Here is a 16,376-nt window from a genome sequence, read left to right on the forward strand (position 1 = left end):
TTACTCATTTAATTCCATTCTAATATAACGTCTTGTGTTTGGGCCGTATATTCCATCATCAGCTAATGCTGCATACATTGATTGAAATCTTCGAACTGCATCTTCGGTATTAGGACCATAAATACCGTCAATGGCACCTGGTTTAAAATTAATTCGATTTAAAGCTCTTTGAACTTGTTTAACAGCATTTCCTTGATCACCGCGTTTTAAAATACCATTGGGTAATGGGAAATCAGGTGCTGATACTTTTTGTTGTAACACTTCCTGTAGCTTAGAAAGTGTTACTGGTCCAACTAGACCATCTACAGCTAGGTTATAATTTCTTTGGAATCTCATTACAGCATTTTCTGTTTCTTCTCCAAAAATTCCATCTGCTCCATACCGAGGTAAGCCATAGCCTGCATCAATTAGTTGCTGCTGTACATCTCTGACAAATGAGCCTGAATCACCTTCACCTATTGGTAATCTTGAGCTTGCGGGAGGTCTTTGAGGTCGAGAAGGTGTAGGGTTTGATGGTGTGTCTTCATCAACTTCTCCAGAAAAATCTTGTAATTCTTCGACTACATCATCTATAAACATTGACCAAGATATTCCATTACTTCTTAATATACCGATTGGATCTGTTCTTCTTGATGGATCAAGAGTAGCATGGGCAATTATATCTGAAGTAGGATTTAAGTTAAATCTGTCACATAGGTAGGCATGATACCATACATAGCGATCATAAGCTAACTGAAAATTAATGCCTCCTCCATGACATAATTCCACACCGATTGCAGCGTCATTTGCATTTGCTCCATAACGCCTATTATCTCCTGGAACATTTGAACGTACATGGTAGGCTATTTCATTTAATGGAATGATTTCTAAAATATAATTATCATCAATAAAGGTGTGTGCAGAGGCAGAAGGTTGCTGTGTATCAAAATAGTTACGATTTCCATATGCTGTTGAACCCGGATTACCTGTATCATGGCTAACTATAAACCGAACTGTTCCTATATTTATACCTGGTCTAGAATTGCCAGTGCGAATATAATCTCGAGTGATCTCATAAGCCATTTATTTTCACTCCTGTCATATACAATTTTGACAAAGTTGTTCCATTTAAGTATATGAGGCCAGAAGTTATTATGTGTATCAAAAAGGCGTGAATCTATTTTATCCACAATATTAACAGGTTTATGTAATTTTTATAGCTTTTTATTAACAATAGCTGTGGAAAAAATTATGTTGATTTATTAAGATACCAACAGACATATCCACAAAATCCACAGATTGTTATAAATGTTATCCACAATATTTCTTGTTTTTATCCACAGCTGTGGAAAAAGAGTGAAAATTCACCCTTTTTCCATGTGACCATTATAAATTTCTATTTGTTTTTTGACGTTGATCAGCTGCTTTTGCTCTTGCTTGAGCCTCAATATCGTCCTGATCAGCTAATTCTCTAGAAAATTCCTCATCAATACCATCTTTTTTAAGATTTTTTGGTGTTTGTGGTAAAGTAGTTGAATTTTTATCTCGTGCTTTATGGTTATGCTGATGTCCTCTACCCATGAAAAAAGCCCCCTTTGAATGTTGAACATAATGTTCAATCATTAGGATGGCTTTTTTTCATACTTTTCATGTTGGAAGTTAATGTTTAGATTTACTTATGTATCCACCGGCACGATCAGCTTTTTGGAATTCTCTTGAATATGTTACTTCTTGCATACTAGAAAGAGTACTTTTTGACTTATCACGCTTTTTTCGATCTACAGCCATTTTAAACATCCTCTCATAATAAAGTATTCTTCCTTATTGTGGACAAATAAGTGATAGTTCATACCATATATGAAAAGCGTGTGATGACTAGATATCGTTATTTTCAGAATAGGTCGTTATGGTAGATACTAAAAAGCCAAGAGAGTTTAAGAAGCTCTCTTGGCTAACATTATCGTTATGCTTCTTTAAGATGTTGATGTTCATCAACTTCAGATGTTTGCTGGTATGTGTAAAATGTATATAAATCTTTCGATATTTCAAATAAGTTAAATAAATCTTCCCCATTATTAATCTGCTCAAGTAAATTAGCTCTAGTTTCATTTGCATTTACAACGTATGGCAGTTTTTCAGCAGCCTTAGTTGATCGAACATTTTTCTTGCGAATACGTAAGAAGATTGTTTCGATATCCAATTCGTAAAAAAGCTCATGAAAGAATGCATCTTTTGCCGATTTATTATAGCCTTTTCCATGATATGGTTTGCCGATCCATGTTCCTAAAAATCCAGCATTATCTTGAATATCAAAAAGACTAATTGTACCAATTGGAGAGCCCCATTCGTCTAAAATGGTACGTGATATCAATTCACCACGTTCTTCGGCCTCAACCGTTTGTTTTGTTAAAAATAAATATTCTTCAAATGAATTTGCTTTGTGGCGCACAAATGGAAAGACATCAGGGTGAACCATGTGATCATAAAGTGCATGACTATCATGTACATCACGTTTTTTTAGCATTTGGATCCCTCCAATGAGGGCAGACTCCACGTGTTATGGTCTACCCACCCTCGAAATTTTTTTATATTGATTTGCGTTTAAAAAATTTCGGGGTGGGAATCGAACCCACTAGAACCAGTTAAGATGGTGGCGCACCATTTGCCTTCCCATTACTAAAAGTTTTGTAGATAAGAAAAATCAAAAGCAAAAGCAGTATCGTGTTGATATACCCCAAAAAAACTACAAGTCATACAGCATTACAGGTGAAGAGCACCTTTGTTTTTCTGTAGTCTTAAACCTGTCTGGGTTGATCAAAGCACCTGCTCTTTTTTCTTTTTCTTATCGCTCCTTGGAGTATAATACGTCAATTTAAATGAAAAAGATACTCCTTTTTTGTCGATTTACAAAAAAAAAATATTTATCTTAATATAGTTGTTATTCTACAAGGCTTTTTTTGTATTTGGTAAATTTTTTTATTAAAAAAAGTTTATAAGGATAACGGTTTAATGCTTTAATTAGGAATAGTATCACACAGTAATGAATTCAAGTGAGAAGTAATATTGAAATAATATTTTCAGTGTATTCTAACAATTTTTATATACGATGTTTCCATCTATCATCGTTATAAGAGGTTTTGATAAGTAATGAAAAGGATGGTGATTCCAAACTACTAAATCTGCAGATTTGCCTATTTCTATACTGCCGAGAATATCATCAATTCTTAGATTACGTGCTGCTGTAATGGTGATTCCTTCTAGTGCTTTTTGTTCATCAAATCCTTCTCTTACAGCAATAGAGGCACAAATATTTAAATATTGAATAGGAGTATATGGATGATCTGTTGTGATTGAAACCTCTACACCTTTATCAGAAAGTGCTTGATAGGTTGACCAGCTCTTATTTTTTAATTCAATTTTCGATTTTCTTGTGAGGGTAGGACCAACACACACTTTAGCATGTTTTTCTTTAAGTTCATCAGCGATTAAATGACCTTCAGTACAATGCTCTATTCGGTAATCAAGGTCAAATTCCTCTGCAAATCGAATCGCACTCATAATATCATCAGCACGGTGAGCATGAATTCTCACAGGTATCTCACGGCGCAATGCTTTCTTAATTGATATAGAGCGGAAATCCTCTGTTTCATCACAATATTTTGCTTTGTAAAAAGCTTCACGTAGCATTCCCATGATACCCATTCTTGTTATGGAATCTTTGTTTCCTTGGCTATGCATTCGTTTTGGGTTTTCACCTAATGCAATTTTTAATCCTGCTGTTTCTTGTACAATCATGTTCTCAATATTTATTCCGTAAGTTTTAATAACTGAAGTTGTACCACCAATTACATTTGCGCTTCCTGGCATAACATGAGCAGTTGTAATTCCATATTTTATGGCATCCGTAAAAGCAGGATCAAGAGGGTGAACCCCATCTAATGCTCTTATATGGGGTGTTAGTGGTTCTATCGTTTCATTTGCGTCATTACCAGCCCATCCAGTGCCTTCATCATATAAACCTAAATGTGTGTGAACATCGATAAATCCAGGAAATAGGTATTGGTTTTGACATTGTATAATGTCTACTTCTTTAGTTGTTTGTAGATTCTTCCCTATATCAATAATTATGCCGTTTTCAACTAAAACATCTGTTTCATACTTAACTGCTGAGGTTACAGGATAAACTGTAGCTTGCTTAAAAAGTGTTGATTTTATATTCATAGTGAGCTCCATTCTTCAAGGTACTTTTCTGAAGTATTGTTGCTATATGACTAAAGAGAAGTTATAAATAGAGTTAATATTGTCTTTTAAGATGAAAAGATACCAATATTTTAAAATTTTAGATAAAAACAATCTTTTAAGATCACTTTAAAATGCTTCGTAATGCTTCATCAACATAAGGATAGGTAAAGGTAAAATGATGTTTTTCTAATTTTTTAGGTAATACTTTTTGACCTTCTAAGATCAAAATACTCATTTCTCCTAATATTGTTTTTAAAGCAAACTCAGGTGCTGGTAGCCAATGAGGTCTATTAAGGATATTACCAATAGTTTTACCAAATTCGTTCATTTTTACTGGATTAGGAGCTGTTGCATTTACAGGACCAGTGATTTTTTCATTTTGGATGACATAATCAATAAGCTTTACAAGATCATCGATAGATATCCATGACACCCATTGCTCACCAGAACCTAATTTTCCTCCTGCAAATAATTTATAGGGTAAAAGCATTTTTGGTAATGCACCTTCTTCACCCAAAATGATCCCAAATCGAGTAAAAACGGTTCTTACATTTAGTTCTTCAACTTTAGATGCTTCCTTTTCCCAAACCTTTACTGTCTCTGCTAGAAAATCTGTTCCTCTTTCTGTAGAATCCTCAGTAAATGTTTTGTTTCTTGATGTACCATAGACACCTATTGCACTTGCATTAATGAAGACAGAGGGCTTTTTCTCTAGCTTAGAGATAATGGAATAAACCTCTCTAGTTGCTTTTACTCTACTTTCAACAATTGCCTTTTTTGCATCCTCAGACCAACGATCATTTATTGATTTTCCTGCAAGGTTAATCATGACATCTATTCCTTCTAAAGATGAAGCAGGGTTTGCTTCATTTGAAAGCCATTGAACATATTGTAGGTTCTTTTGCGAAGAAGTTTTTTCATTTCGTGTTAAAATATATACATCATGACCATTATTTAAATAATAATTAGTTAAATGTTTTCCAACAAAACCTGTTCCACCGGTAATCGCAATTTTCATGAATATTCACTTCCTTTTCTACTAGTAATGGGTAGCTTTGTAACTGTTATTTATATTATTGTTGAAATATATTTAGTTTTCGTCTTCTTTTATTTTGCTAAAAAGATGCAAAAATAGATCTATTTCATTTATACCCTTTATAGTAGAAATATCCACATTTCGATGTGTTTAAAAATTAGTTATATTATAGAAGGTGATTGATTTGGCAATTATTACGAAAATTACAGCACAGAAAAAAACGGATGATCGATTGAATATTTTCTTAGATGATGGAAGTGGAGAAAAATATGCTTTTAGTGTAGATCAAGACGTTTTTATAAAATACAATTTGCAAAAAGGTAAAGAGCTTGATGAATTTGATATTATAGAAATACAATACGGAGACTCGATAAAGAAAGCCTATAATAAAGCATTAGAATATTTAAGCTATCGTATGCGGTCTATTAAAGAAGTACGAGAATTTCTTAGCAAAAAGGAATACAATGATTCGGTTATTGCTGAAGTGATCATAAAATTAAAGGATTACAAATATGTAGATGATCTTGAATTTGCGATTGCGTATGTTCGAACACAATGGCAAACAAATGGTAAAGGACCTACTGTGATTAAGAGAGAGCTTTATGAAAAGGGTATTGATCAGCCTTTTGTTGAACAAGCACTATCATTATATAATGAGAATGCGCAAATAGAAGAAGCTATTTCACATGCAGAAAAGGTTTTGAAAAAAAACAATAAGTTATCAACAGTACTATTAAAGCAAAAAATAGAGCAACATTTAGTAAGGAAGGGATTTTCCTTTCAGATTATTACAATTGCATTAGAAGAAGTGCAATTTGAACAAGATGAATCAGAGGAATGGTCTGCTCTTGAAAAGCATGCTGAAAAGGCAAAGAAAAAGTATCAAAATGAAGAACCCTATCAATATAAAATGAAGATGAAGCAATTTTTATACCGAAAAGGATTTCCAATTGAATTAATTGAAAAATATTTAGAGGCTGAATCATAAGGGGACATGAAGGATGACAACAAATCAAAAAAGATATAGTGAAATGACGGAGTATGAATTAAAAACTGAAATTGGTACTCTAAAAGAAAAAGCTAGAAAAGCTGAGCAATTAGGAATCATTAATGAATTTGCTGTACTTGAACGTAAAATTACAATGGCTAAGTCGTACCTATTAGATCCCAAGGATTATAAACCTGAAGAAACGTATGAAGTTGAAGGTGCTCCTGGAGAGTTTTTTAAAATTAGTTATATGAATGGGATTTTTGCATGGGGATCTCGGATATCAACTCCGGAGGTTGAGGAAGCCTTACCAATTTCAATGTTAATGAAGACTGACAAGTCATAGGACTGTCAGTCTTCAAATTCTCGGTTATGAGCGTTTTCTTGTTTGTCTTTCAAGAATGATGAGATCTTGGGTTTGTTGGGTTTCTCCATTCACCTGTGCATGAGAATGTTTAGGATTAGCCCAAGGCTGAGTAAATGCGTTAGAATACAAATTATCATAGAATTTCTTCTTCTTATTTGTACCCATTACAATAGCACCTCCGCAAGTTTGGTTAATGCAAGTTAAGAGTAAGGATTTTCACGACTTCCAGAAGCTCTCATTCGCTCTTGTGGATGAGTGTTAATGGTGCCGTTCGCTCTTTTAGGAGCATATTCTGCTTTTGCTCTAGGCTCGCCTTCAAACTTGTTATTATTCATATTTGGAAATCCAGTTTGTTTGTTACGCAATGCAATCCCCTCCAAATCATCATTCGGTAGCTTCATTAATTGAAGCGTATTTATAGTATAGTGCTACAGAGGAAAATTATAAGTAGCTAATCCTACCTAGAGGTGAGAATAATGGAAATGTACTTTGAACAATTAACAAATGAATTGTTAGAAAAAAATAAAACACTTTCTTATGCACAAGCGCGAACATGGGTCGAGCTGCTATGGGAGGATTTTGAATCAACTCAAGCAAAGGCCGGTCGAACTTATAAAGGAAAAGAAATGACAGAAATGGTTGTTCGTCAACTCATCACACATTACGGTGATAAGCTTCATGAATTCATTGCTACTAATCCTAAATACAGCCATTTATTGAATAATGATGATTATTTGAAGGATTAATTAAATGTTTGTTTAATAAATAATTGCTGGTGAAAATCAACAACAGGCAATCACAAAAACGACCAGACATAAAACGTCTGGTCCTACATTTATTCTGGAATAAGCTCCAGCTTTTTACGAAGTTTTTCCTCGCTGAAAATCCAGCCTGTATAAGAACTAACAATGTTCAATTCTTGATCTAATTGAGCAATTGCTACAAAAGGATAATATCCTTTACTGCGATATCTTAAATCGATAAATCGAACTTCATAATGATCTGTATATTCATCAACTTCCCACCTATAAACAGGTGAAAATGATAAAAAGGCAGAGATGTTATCATCTTCTTCAGCAGCTTTTATAATATTTGTCTGAGGAACAGGGACCCTGTCAAATTCATCTAAAAAAATTAGCTTTTCATTAACGGATCTTGCTACATGAAAATGTTCCTTTGTCATAACAGCTATATGCCATTGCCTAAACCTCATGGTGGGCGAAATAATTACTTCTTCAATAGAATCTAGCTGCTCATGCAATTGCTTAACAATATTCCGTTGCATAGAGAAACGAATCACATAGTATCCTATCAGCACGGCATATACACTTAAAAACGTATATCCAGGATGAGCACCTAAGACCCAAATGATAATCCCGACAATATGTGTGAAAAAGATAAAAGGATCGAATGTATTAATAATGCCCAAAGCAATCCACTTTTTTGTAAAAGGCCTTAAAGCTTGAGTTCCATAGGCATTAAAGATATCAACAAAAACATGAAGAACAATTGCCAGTAAAGTCCATAGCCATAAATGCAGCAGGTTACTTTCTGGGATGAAAATTGTCAGTAAACCAGTGATTAAAAATGACCATATAAAAATTGCAGGAATAGAATGTGTAATTCCTCTGTGATTTCGAATGTATTTTGCATTGTTTCTAAGCTTTAAAATGGTATCTAGATCAGGAGCTTGTGAACCGATAATTGTACCAATCATAACGGCTTGTGCTGTAGGATTATCAACACCAACAGCCGGATCAAGTGTGGCAAGTCCTCCTAGTGCGATTCCCATTACGATATGTGTTCCAGTATCCAAACAATAAACCTCCTCATATTTACTCTAAAAGGAGTTAGTACTTATACTTGATAACCCTAATAGGTTCATTTGAATTTATATGTGGTAATATTGTCCAATGTGCATTATTTTAAACATCTACGCTTTAAAAAGACTTGTTCTTGTACTATTCTTATAAAAGTGATTGAAGTGATAAATATAGCATTACTCTTTATTTTCCCAAAAATGAAGGAAAATAACATGCGGAGGAAAATTTTAATGATTAATGATGTACAAAATAAGCTACAAAGCTTTCCAATAAAAGAGTTTCAAGACGATTTAATAAATTGGTACCTTGCTGAAAAAAGGGACCTGCCTTGGCGTAAGGATCAAGATCCGTACAAGGTTTGGGTCTCAGAAATTATGCTTCAGCAAACAAGAGTTGATACAGTTATACCTTATTTTAACGCATTTATTACCAAGTTTCCTACCATTAACGCCTTAGCTGATGCGGATGAAGAAGAGGTGTTAAAAGCATGGGAAGGACTTGGTTATTATTCAAGAGTTAGAAATTTACAAGCTGCTGTAAAGGAGGTTAAAGAAACGTACAGTGGTAAGGTACCAGATTCACCTTCAGAAATTTCAAAGCTAAAAGGGGTTGGTCCTTATACAAAAGGAGCGATCCTAAGCATTGCCTATAATATCCCGGAACCAGCAGTTGATGGGAATGTCATGAGAGTGCTATCTCGTATCCTTTCAATATGGGAGGATATCGCCAAACCTAAAACACGTAAAATATTCGAAGAAGCAACATATGAAATAATTTCAAAGGAAGATCCATCATCCTTTAATCAAGCAGTTATGGAGTTAGGAGCTTTAATATGTACACCAACCTCACCAAAATGTCTTCTTTGTCCCGTTCGTGAACATTGCACTGCATTTGAAGAAGGCGTGCAATCAGAGCTTCCGATTAAAAGTAAGAAAAAGAAACCAAAGCCGCTCCAAATGGCTGCTGCTGTTTTATATGATAATATGGGTAAGCTTTATATTCATAAACGTCCACCAGCGGGATTACTTGCAAACCTTTGGGAATACCCGAATTTAGAGCTAGACTCAATGAGTGGGAAAACATATCGCGATCAGCTAACAGAATTTCTATTGAATGAATATGGAATTGAGGCAGAGCTCTCAGAATTAACAGGAACTGTTGAACACGTATTTTCTCATTTGATCTGGAATATTTCTGTTTTTATAGGGAAAGTCAAAGACATTAATGATTCCAATCTCTTGCCTGTAACAGAAGAAGAGCTACAAAGATATGCGTTTCCTGTTTCACATCAAAAAATATTTCAAATTTACAAAAAGGCTGACTTGTCTTAATGAGTCAGCCTTATTTCTTTTGAAATCAGAGCTCAAGGCGCCTTGCACTTTTATCAATCATACTGAACTCTTGTTCCATGAGTCCAATCTGCTTCGTTTCGTTTCAACCCACCACGTGCCTCTATTTCCTCGACAATTTCTCGATGAATGGTTTGACCTTCAGAATTTAAGTAAGGTACAACCTGTTGAAGTGAGTGATGGAAATAAGCTAACTCTTCCTTCTTCCATTCTTTTTTTGACATCATAGAGAGCTCTGTCATATCGCGTCCTACGTACATTAGTAAATCCCCCTTTACTTACCGAGTAAAAATTCAAATCAAAATAGAAGTTTCACTATAGTATCTGATACAATGATTACATCTATACGATTGTTTACATATGAGGAGCTGACAATATGAGTCAACAAAATAAAGTGGCACTAATTACAGGAAGTAGTCGAGGAATTGGTAGAGCAGTTGCGATTCGTTTAGCAGAAAGAGGCTATGATATCGTCGTTAACTATGCAAGAAGTAAAACAGCTGCACTTGAGGTTGTAAATGAGATCGAAAAGCTTGGTGTGAAAGCAGTTGCCATCAAAGCAAATGTTGGTAAGCCAGAAAAAATTAAAGAGATGTTCTCACAAATTGAGGAGCAATTTGGCAGATTAGATATATTTGTGAATAATGCTGCATCAGGTGTTCAAAAGCCTGCAATGGAGCTTGAGGAAAGTCATTGGGACTGGACGATGAATATTAACAGTAAGGCATTGCTTTTTTGTGCACAAGAAGCGGCTAAGCTAATGGATTTAAATGGTGGAGGATATATTGTAAGCACAAGTTCATTAGGATCTATACGTTATTTAGAAAATTACACAACTGTTGGTGTATCAAAAGCCGCTTTAGAAGCCTTAACAAGATACCTTGCAGTAGAATTATCTCCGAAGAATATTATTGTTAATGCAGTTTCTGGTGGAGCGGTTGATACAGATGCACTAAAGCATTTCCCTAATCGTGAAGAACTACTAGAGGATGCAAGAAAAAATACTCCAGCTGGCAGAATGGTTGAAATCGATGATATGGTAAACGCAATAGAATTCTTATTAACAGATAAGGCTTCGATGATTCGAGGTCAAACACTAATCGTTGATGGTGGTCGTTCGATTTTAGTATAAAAATCTTTAGGGCTACAAATATATTTGAGCAAGTAAACCTTGTTTATTAAGGTTATACCTAAACTTAAAAACAGAAGGTAAAAAACTTTTCAAAAAAAATTATTTTTTTGTGGATATAAAATTCACCTCCGGGACAATCTATATTTCGTGGAGGTGATATCGAATGGCACAGAACAACAACCAAGCTGGTAAAACAGCATCAGGTACAAACATCCAACATGTTAAACAACAAAACGCTCAAAGTGCACAAGGTGGACAAGCAGGTGCAGGCCAATTTGGCACTGAATTTGCTAGCTCAACTGATGTTCAACACGTGAAAAAATACAACCAACAAGCTGAAGCTAACAAGAACCAAAACTCTTAATTAGCAGATGCAAAAGACACCTTCCCAGTAACGGGGAGGTGTCTTTTTTGTGGTCTTTTCTGAAAGATTGTTGCTATGATCCAAAATATGCAGTAGAAACAGTGTATTTCCGCATAAAGGCTACTATTTTTATGAAGAAAAGATAACACTATACTTAATGCAATGCTGATTTTTTTCGGTATTTATAAGCAACAAATTTTGCGAAAGAGCCTTTTTTTCGTGCGAATTAACATACCATCTTTTAAAAAAAGATTAGAAAATAAAAAAACGACAAAACTTCTGTTTACTCTACATAAGTAGTCAAAGGGTAGATGCATTGTATGGAGAATTTAATATATACACACTATTTTGTTTCTCTTTAGCGGAAAGGAGAGTAAATGATGAATTTTGATCAATTAGTAGGCGAGCAATTAAAGACGATGGATAAGTTATTATATTTACAGTCTGAGATTGAAAGATGTCAAGATATTAAAAAACAACTGGTTGCATTGCAGGATGAAACACAAATGCAATCTGTTCAGATTGAGATAGAGAATATGAAGGTTGAGTTAAATAAAATCCAAAGGGTTTTTGAGCAACAAACAGAAGAAGTGATACGATCTTATGAAGAAGGTCAGAAATTCGAAACTGTATCTTAAGTAATGTTAGAAGTCATTTCTCGTGGAATGACTTCTTTTATTTTCTTTTTTATTTCACAAACGTTATAATGGAAGGAAATACATTACGTGGACGTTTATGAAATTCTTCATGAAGCGATCAATGAAATCGAAAGAAGGGGAGAAAAGTGCGCTTTCCCAGGGAAGGAGACAAAATCCAAATACATAGTTATAAGCATAATGGATACATCCACAGAGTCTGGGAGGAATCCACGGTTCTAAAGGGTTCCCAGCATTGTATAATCGGTGGAAATGATCGAACGATTGTTACGGAATCAGACGGAAGAACGTGGATTACTAGAGAACCAGCGATATGTTATTTCCATTCTAGACATTGGTTTAATATAATCGGGATGTTGAGAGACGACGGTGTTTACTACTATTGTAATATAAGCTCACCATTTGTATGGGATGAGGAAGCGGTCAAATACATAGATTATGATCTCGATGTGAAGGTTTATCCAGATATGACTTATACAATTTTGGATGAAGATGAATATGAAGAACATAGCCAATTAATGAATTATCCTGAAGTAATTGACATAATTTTAAGAAATAACCTTGAAACCTTACTTCGATGGATACGGCAAAAAAAAGGTCCGTTTGCTCCAGAATTCATTGATGAGTGGTATGAACGTTACTTAACATATGTAAGATAATAGTAGTGGGTAGTAAGGGTGACTCATATTGTGCTTCAGCATTTATAAGATGTTGGAGTGTAATAAGCAAGAGTCAGCCTTTTTCATATGTGGTCGTATTTTTAGGAGCTGTTAAGTAAAGACGTGAATTTCTGCTTACAAAAGGATTTAAAGGGAGACTATAAAGGGTATAGCCAAACTCAAGGTTATTTAGTGAAGACTTTATACAGAACCAATGAGCAAGCTTAACAGGGCCTTTTGTAAAGAAATGGGGGATTTCTTTGGGGGTTATAAAGAGATATATGAAATTTGTTAGACCATATCGTCTACAAATTATCGGTACAATTATGATTGGTGTTATTAAATTTTCAATTCCACTATTATTACCATTAGTTATTAAATATGTTGTGGATGATGTTATCGGTGGAACTGGTTCAGATGCTGAAAAAACAAATACACTATTAACGTTAATGGGCGGGATGTTTGTTTTATTTGTTATTCTCCGTCCTCCAGTTGAATATTATAGGCAGTACTTTGCACAATGGACAGCGAGTAAAATTCTTTATGATATTCGAGATCAATTATTTACTCATCTACAAAAGCTTAGCTTACGTTATTATGCAAATACTCGTGCAGGTGAAATCATTTCACGAGTAATCAATGATGTAGAACAAACGAAGAATTTTGTTATAACAGGATTAATGAATGTATGGCTTGATGTGGCGACAATTATTATTGCTGTTGCAATTATGTTAACAATGGATGTAAAGCTAACACTTGTATCCATCATTCTCTTTCCTTTCTATGGTTTGTCTGTAAAATATTTTTATGGAAGACTACGCCATCTGACAAGAGTTCGTTCACAAGCACTTGCAGAGGTTCAAGGACATTTGCATGAGCGGGTTCAGGGTATGCCAGTAATCCGCAGCTTTGCCACAGAGGGATTTGAACAAGATCAATTTGCAAAGGAAAACTCAAATTTTCTTGGAAAAGCACTTGATCACACAAGCTGGAATGCGAAAACATTTGCTGTTGTTAACACATTAACCGATATCGCTCCACTAATCGTCATTAGTTTTGCTGGATATCAGGTTATTCATGGTCAATTAACAATAGGAACAATGGTTGCATTTATTGCTTATGTTGAACAGCTTTATAATCCATTAAGAAGATTAATTAATTCATCCACAACATTAACACAAGCAATTGCTTCAATGGACCGCGTTTTTGAATTTATTGATGTACCTTATGAAGTGGTTGATAAACCAAATGCAAAAATGGCGAAGGATATCAAAGGTGAAGTTGAATTTCAAAATATTTCTTTTCGTTACCAGGAAGATGAAGCATTAATTATTGAGGGTTTGTCGTTGAAAGTAACAAGAGGTGAAACAGTTGCATTAGTTGGGATGAGCGGAGGGGGTAAATCAACTCTTGTTAGCTTATTACCACGTTTTTATGATGTGACAGACGGTAGAATTCTTTTAGATAATCTTGATATTAGAGACTATCAAGCCCAAAGCTTACGTGAAAAAATTGGTATGGTATTACAGGATACATTTTTATTTAGTAACACAGTCAAAGAAAACATCTTAATTGGTAAGCCAAATGCTACTGAAGAAGAAGTGATTGCTGCAGCTAAATCAGCAAATGCGCATGATTTTATCATGAAGCTACCAAAGGGCTATGATACAAAAGTTGGTGAAAGAGGGGTAAAGCTTTCAGGAGGGCAAAAACAACGAGTCTCAATCGCTCGAGTATTTTTGAAAAATCCACCAATTTTAGTATTAGATGAAGCTACATCAGCTCTTGATTTAGAAAGTGAACATCTTATTCAAGAAGCATTAGAAAATCTGGCTAAAGAACGTACAACATTTATTGTAGCTCACAGACTTTCTACAATTACTCATGCAAACAAAATTGTGCTCATCGAGGACGGAAAAGTAGTTGAACAAGGCACACACCAGGAGTTAATGGCAAAACAAGAGCATTATTATAAATTATTTCAGATTCAACAGATTGAATAGAATAGTCGGTATAGGTCACATCCTCTTTTGCGGGATGTGGCTTTTTTGTTGGATGTGAGTAATTCGCTCTGTCGTGATTTGTCTGATTTTGAAGAATCGCTGATAAATCTGGATAATCGCCGATAAATTCGAATAATCGCTGACAAATTTGAGAAATCGCCGATAAATCCTCAGAATCGCTGATAAATTTCAGATGCGTGTTCTAGGAGGCTTCATCTGGAGTCGGAAAGACTTAGTTTAAGTCTAAAACAACAATTTCTAACAGATCCCTAATTATAATGTTAGCAACCAATCCAAATATGACTAACTTAAGGTTGTTTTTGTTGGTTATTGAAACTTAGAGTTTTTCTACATATTAGTGGTGTGAATCTGTGTCGTGATTTGTCGTATTTTGAAGAATCGCTGATAAATCTAGATAATCGCCGATAAATTCGAAGAATCGCTGATATTTTGGGAAAATCGCTGATAAATCCAAAAAATCGCTGATATTCTAAAATATACGAAGATAATCTCTGAGAGATGGTGGATCGATCTGGGGCAGATTTCGCAGAACGAACCCTAGTTTCAAAGCAAGATACACCTTTTCGATGAAAAACAGCCCAATTTGAACTTCAAAACCATTCCTTTTAACCTAAAAAGGGCTAACTTGCTCTAAAATCCACCAATTAAAAAAGACTAGCATCAGCGCTAGCCTTATTCAGTCGATAATTTAATTTCATTGTCTTCTTTATGGTAGTTCTGAAAGCTGCAAATAAGTGTATCTAAATGCTCTAGTTGCTCACTGTAGTCGATAATTGTTGCAACTAGGGGCAGAAGGTGATAAAAGTCAGTTGGATCATGGTTTTGATGGAATTCCATGAACACCTTTGTTAGTTGCTTCTTGTTGAAGCGACCTTCTTCTGTAAGCTCTTGGGAAGGCTGTATTTTTGTTTTGCCGATGAAGCGTAATAATGATTCTTCATGAAAATAAAGTAAATAGTCTAATTCATCCTTAAGGACTTTTTGAAATTCCTCGGGCATATGATGAAGATCATTTTCAAGTCGGTGCAGCTTTTTTAATGTATCAAGTGATCGATTTGAAGTGACAATCATTTGTCTGAAAAGAACGAGCTTACGCGATTTTGCGTATGACTCACGTTTAAAGTAATTGCGTTCTTCTTTATAGTTTAAATAAAGCTGGTCAAGCTTGATCATTTGTTCTTTGAGCTTTTCAATATCTTCTTTTAGCACATTATGCTCTGATGCTTGACGTAGGTTCACTCTAATCCATTTAATGATTTCTTCTGTGTTTACAGATACTCGGTTATAAAGCTTTGTTTCGTATTTAGGTGGAAGAAACACCATATTTACGATAAATGCAGCTAAAACACCTAGTAGTACAGTGAAAAAGCGAATTAAGGCAATTTCTATAAAGTTATCACCAGGACTTTCTAAAATGGCGATTACAGTGACAAGAGCAACAGGAATTGTACTTTCAGCTTTTAATTTTATATTAATGGCAATGACGATGATGGCTGTTAACCCGATTACAAAGGGATGTGAACCAAAAATTAATCCAAAACCAATTGCTAAAGCTGCACCTATGACATTTGCTTGAACCTGTTCAATGATTGATAAATAAGAGCGGTAAATTGTTGGTTGTATAGCAAATATGGCAGAAATTCCTGCGAAAGCTGCAGAAGGTAGTTGTAATATTCCTGCTAAAAATAAAGCTAGAGTAATGGCTATCCCTGTTTTCAGGATACGGGCACCTAATTTCATGTATGTTTAATGACATT

Annotated in this window: 20 protein-coding genes and 1 pseudogene; 9 read left to right on the forward strand and 12 right to left on the reverse strand. The window is 34.7% G+C overall.

Features of this window, described 5'->3' with window-relative positions:
* From JOC75_RS24010 to JOC75_RS15085, 7 genes and pseudogenes are all read right to left on the reverse strand, one after another.
* Positions 1-579: a peptidoglycan-binding domain-containing protein gene (locus JOC75_RS24010; protein WP_239589508.1), complete on the reverse strand. Its 579-nt coding sequence runs from the start codon at positions 577-579 to the stop codon at positions 1-3.
* Positions 562-1,062, reverse strand: a pseudogene (locus tag JOC75_RS24015) (peptidoglycan recognition protein family protein); the annotation flags it as partial. The pseudogene JOC75_RS24015 and the gene JOC75_RS24010, both read right to left, overlap by 18 nt.
* A gap of 303 nt (positions 1,063-1,365) precedes the next feature.
* Positions 1,366-1,560 (reverse strand): YfhD family protein, encoded by a 195-nt coding sequence (locus JOC75_RS15065; protein WP_204954835.1) that lies wholly within the window; start codon positions 1,558-1,560, stop codon positions 1,366-1,368.
* A gap of 78 nt (positions 1,561-1,638) precedes the next feature.
* Positions 1,639-1,767, reverse strand: coding sequence for a YfhE family protein (locus JOC75_RS15070; RefSeq protein WP_146950449.1), 129 nt, complete (start codon positions 1,765-1,767; stop codon positions 1,639-1,641).
* Between the two features lie 175 nt (positions 1,768-1,942).
* Entirely contained in the window at positions 1,943-2,503 is a 561-nt protein-coding gene (locus JOC75_RS15075; protein WP_204954836.1) for a GNAT family N-acetyltransferase, read from the reverse strand.
* A 563-nt stretch (positions 2,504-3,066) separates the two neighbouring features.
* Positions 3,067-4,194, reverse strand: a complete 1,128-nt coding sequence (locus JOC75_RS15080; RefSeq protein WP_204954872.1) for an amidohydrolase family protein — start codon at positions 4,192-4,194, stop codon at positions 3,067-3,069.
* A gap of 148 nt (positions 4,195-4,342) precedes the next feature.
* Positions 4,343-5,239, reverse strand: coding sequence for a TIGR01777 family oxidoreductase (locus JOC75_RS15085; RefSeq protein WP_204954837.1), 897 nt, complete (start codon positions 5,237-5,239; stop codon positions 4,343-4,345).
* 202 nt (positions 5,240-5,441) lie between these two features.
* Here JOC75_RS15085 and recX point away from each other — a divergent pair, with 202 nt between their 5' ends.
* Both recX and JOC75_RS15095 read left to right on the forward strand, forming a co-directional pair.
* Positions 5,442-6,245, forward strand: coding sequence for a recombination regulator RecX (gene recX / locus JOC75_RS15090; RefSeq protein WP_204954838.1), 804 nt, complete (start codon positions 5,442-5,444; stop codon positions 6,243-6,245).
* Between the two features lie 13 nt (positions 6,246-6,258).
* Positions 6,259-6,591 (forward strand): YfhH family protein, encoded by a 333-nt coding sequence (locus JOC75_RS15095; RefSeq protein ID WP_146950453.1) that lies wholly within the window; start codon positions 6,259-6,261, stop codon positions 6,589-6,591.
* A 24-nt stretch (positions 6,592-6,615) separates the two neighbouring features.
* Here JOC75_RS15095 and JOC75_RS15100 read toward each other — a convergent pair whose 3' ends face one another.
* Entirely contained in the window at positions 6,616-6,777 is a 162-nt protein-coding gene (locus tag JOC75_RS15100; RefSeq protein WP_146950454.1) for a YpzG family protein, read from the reverse strand.
* Positions 6,778-6,812: 35 nt separating this feature from the next.
* A complete protein-coding gene (locus JOC75_RS15105; protein ID WP_204954839.1) occupies positions 6,813-6,977 on the reverse strand; it encodes a small, acid-soluble spore protein K in 165 nt (54 codons plus the stop codon).
* 111 nt (positions 6,978-7,088) lie between these two features.
* Here JOC75_RS15105 and JOC75_RS15110 point away from each other — a divergent pair, with 111 nt between their 5' ends.
* Positions 7,089-7,358, forward strand: a complete 270-nt coding sequence (locus tag JOC75_RS15110; RefSeq protein WP_204954840.1) for a YfhJ family protein — start codon at positions 7,089-7,091, stop codon at positions 7,356-7,358.
* A gap of 89 nt (positions 7,359-7,447) precedes the next feature.
* Here JOC75_RS15110 and JOC75_RS15115 read toward each other — a convergent pair whose 3' ends face one another.
* Entirely contained in the window at positions 7,448-8,428 is a 981-nt protein-coding gene (locus JOC75_RS15115; RefSeq protein ID WP_204954841.1) for a metal-dependent hydrolase, read from the reverse strand.
* A 237-nt stretch (positions 8,429-8,665) separates the two neighbouring features.
* On the opposite strand from JOC75_RS15115, the gene mutY reads away from it, so the two are divergent.
* Positions 8,666-9,766, forward strand: coding sequence for an A/G-specific adenine glycosylase (gene mutY / locus JOC75_RS15120; protein ID WP_204954842.1), 1,101 nt, complete (start codon positions 8,666-8,668; stop codon positions 9,764-9,766).
* 53 nt (positions 9,767-9,819) lie between these two features.
* Here the strand turns inward: mutY and JOC75_RS15125 are convergent, their stop codons facing one another.
* A complete protein-coding gene (locus JOC75_RS15125; RefSeq protein WP_146950459.1) occupies positions 9,820-10,044 on the reverse strand; it encodes a hypothetical protein in 225 nt (74 codons plus the stop codon).
* A gap of 116 nt (positions 10,045-10,160) precedes the next feature.
* On the opposite strand from JOC75_RS15125, the gene fabL reads away from it, so the two are divergent.
* The 5 genes from fabL (at position 10,161) to JOC75_RS15150 (ending at position 14,598) form a co-directional block, all read left to right on the forward strand.
* On the forward strand, positions 10,161-10,916 hold the full coding sequence (gene fabL / locus JOC75_RS15130) for an enoyl-[acyl-carrier-protein] reductase FabL (protein ID WP_204954843.1): 756 nt from the start codon (positions 10,161-10,163) through the stop codon (positions 10,914-10,916).
* Positions 10,917-11,079: 163 nt separating this feature from the next.
* Positions 11,080-11,280 (forward strand): gamma-type small acid-soluble spore protein, encoded by a 201-nt coding sequence (locus JOC75_RS15135; RefSeq protein WP_146950461.1) that lies wholly within the window; start codon positions 11,080-11,082, stop codon positions 11,278-11,280.
* A gap of 377 nt (positions 11,281-11,657) precedes the next feature.
* Positions 11,658-11,918: a YgaB family protein gene (locus JOC75_RS15140; protein WP_146950462.1), complete on the forward strand. Its 261-nt coding sequence runs from the start codon at positions 11,658-11,660 to the stop codon at positions 11,916-11,918.
* Positions 11,919-12,064: 146 nt separating this feature from the next.
* Positions 12,065-12,595, forward strand: coding sequence for a nucleoside tri-diphosphate phosphatase (ntdP, locus tag JOC75_RS15145; protein ID WP_146950463.1), 531 nt, complete (start codon positions 12,065-12,067; stop codon positions 12,593-12,595).
* 260 nt (positions 12,596-12,855) lie between these two features.
* Positions 12,856-14,598, forward strand: coding sequence for an ABC transporter ATP-binding protein (locus tag JOC75_RS15150; RefSeq protein ID WP_239589491.1), 1,743 nt, complete (start codon positions 12,856-12,858; stop codon positions 14,596-14,598).
* Between the two features lie 693 nt (positions 14,599-15,291).
* Here the strand turns inward: JOC75_RS15150 and JOC75_RS15155 are convergent.
* Complete coding sequence (locus JOC75_RS15155) at positions 15,292-16,359, reverse strand: FUSC family protein (protein ID WP_204954844.1); 1,068 nt, start codon at positions 16,357-16,359, stop codon at positions 15,292-15,294.
* Between the last annotated feature and the right edge of the window lie 17 nt (positions 16,360-16,376).

The organism is Metabacillus crassostreae, from assembly GCF_016908395.1.
Taxonomy (GTDB): domain Bacteria; phylum Bacillota; class Bacilli; order Bacillales; family Bacillaceae; genus Metabacillus; species Metabacillus crassostreae.

Bases quoted from the DNA above. Each gene is read 5' to 3' on its own strand.
- JOC75_RS24010 (WP_239589508.1), bottom strand. From the start codon at position 579: ATGTTTATAGATGATGTAGTCGAAGAATTACAAGATTTTTCTGGAGAA.
- JOC75_RS15075 (WP_204954836.1), bottom strand. From the start codon at position 2,503: ATGCTAAAAAAACGTGATGTACATGATAGTCATGCACTTTATGATCAC.
- JOC75_RS15140 (WP_146950462.1), top strand. From the start codon at position 11,658: ATGATGAATTTTGATCAATTAGTAGGCGAGCAATTAAAGACGATGGAT.
- JOC75_RS15065 (WP_204954835.1), bottom strand. From the start codon at position 1,560: ATGGGTAGAGGACATCAGCATAACCATAAAGCACGAGATAAAAATTCA.
- JOC75_RS15135 (WP_146950461.1), top strand. From the start codon at position 11,080: ATGGCACAGAACAACAACCAAGCTGGTAAAACAGCATCAGGTACAAAC.
- JOC75_RS15110 (WP_204954840.1), top strand. From the start codon at position 7,089: ATGGAAATGTACTTTGAACAATTAACAAATGAATTGTTAGAAAAAAAT.
- JOC75_RS15085 (WP_204954837.1), bottom strand. From the start codon at position 5,239: ATGAAAATTGCGATTACCGGTGGAACAGGTTTTGTTGGAAAACATTTA.
- JOC75_RS15070 (WP_146950449.1), bottom strand. From the start codon at position 1,767: ATGGCTGTAGATCGAAAAAAGCGTGATAAGTCAAAAAGTACTCTTTCT.
- JOC75_RS15155 (WP_204954844.1), bottom strand. From the start codon at position 16,359: ATGAAATTAGGTGCCCGTATCCTGAAAACAGGGATAGCCATTACTCTA.
- JOC75_RS15095 (WP_146950453.1), top strand. From the start codon at position 6,259: ATGACAACAAATCAAAAAAGATATAGTGAAATGACGGAGTATGAATTA.
- JOC75_RS15125 (WP_146950459.1), bottom strand. From the start codon at position 10,044: ATGTACGTAGGACGCGATATGACAGAGCTCTCTATGATGTCAAAAAAA.
- fabL (WP_204954843.1), top strand. From the start codon at position 10,161: ATGAGTCAACAAAATAAAGTGGCACTAATTACAGGAAGTAGTCGAGGA.
- mutY (WP_204954842.1), top strand. From the start codon at position 8,666: ATGATTAATGATGTACAAAATAAGCTACAAAGCTTTCCAATAAAAGAG.
- JOC75_RS15100 (WP_146950454.1), bottom strand. From the start codon at position 6,777: ATGGGTACAAATAAGAAGAAGAAATTCTATGATAATTTGTATTCTAAC.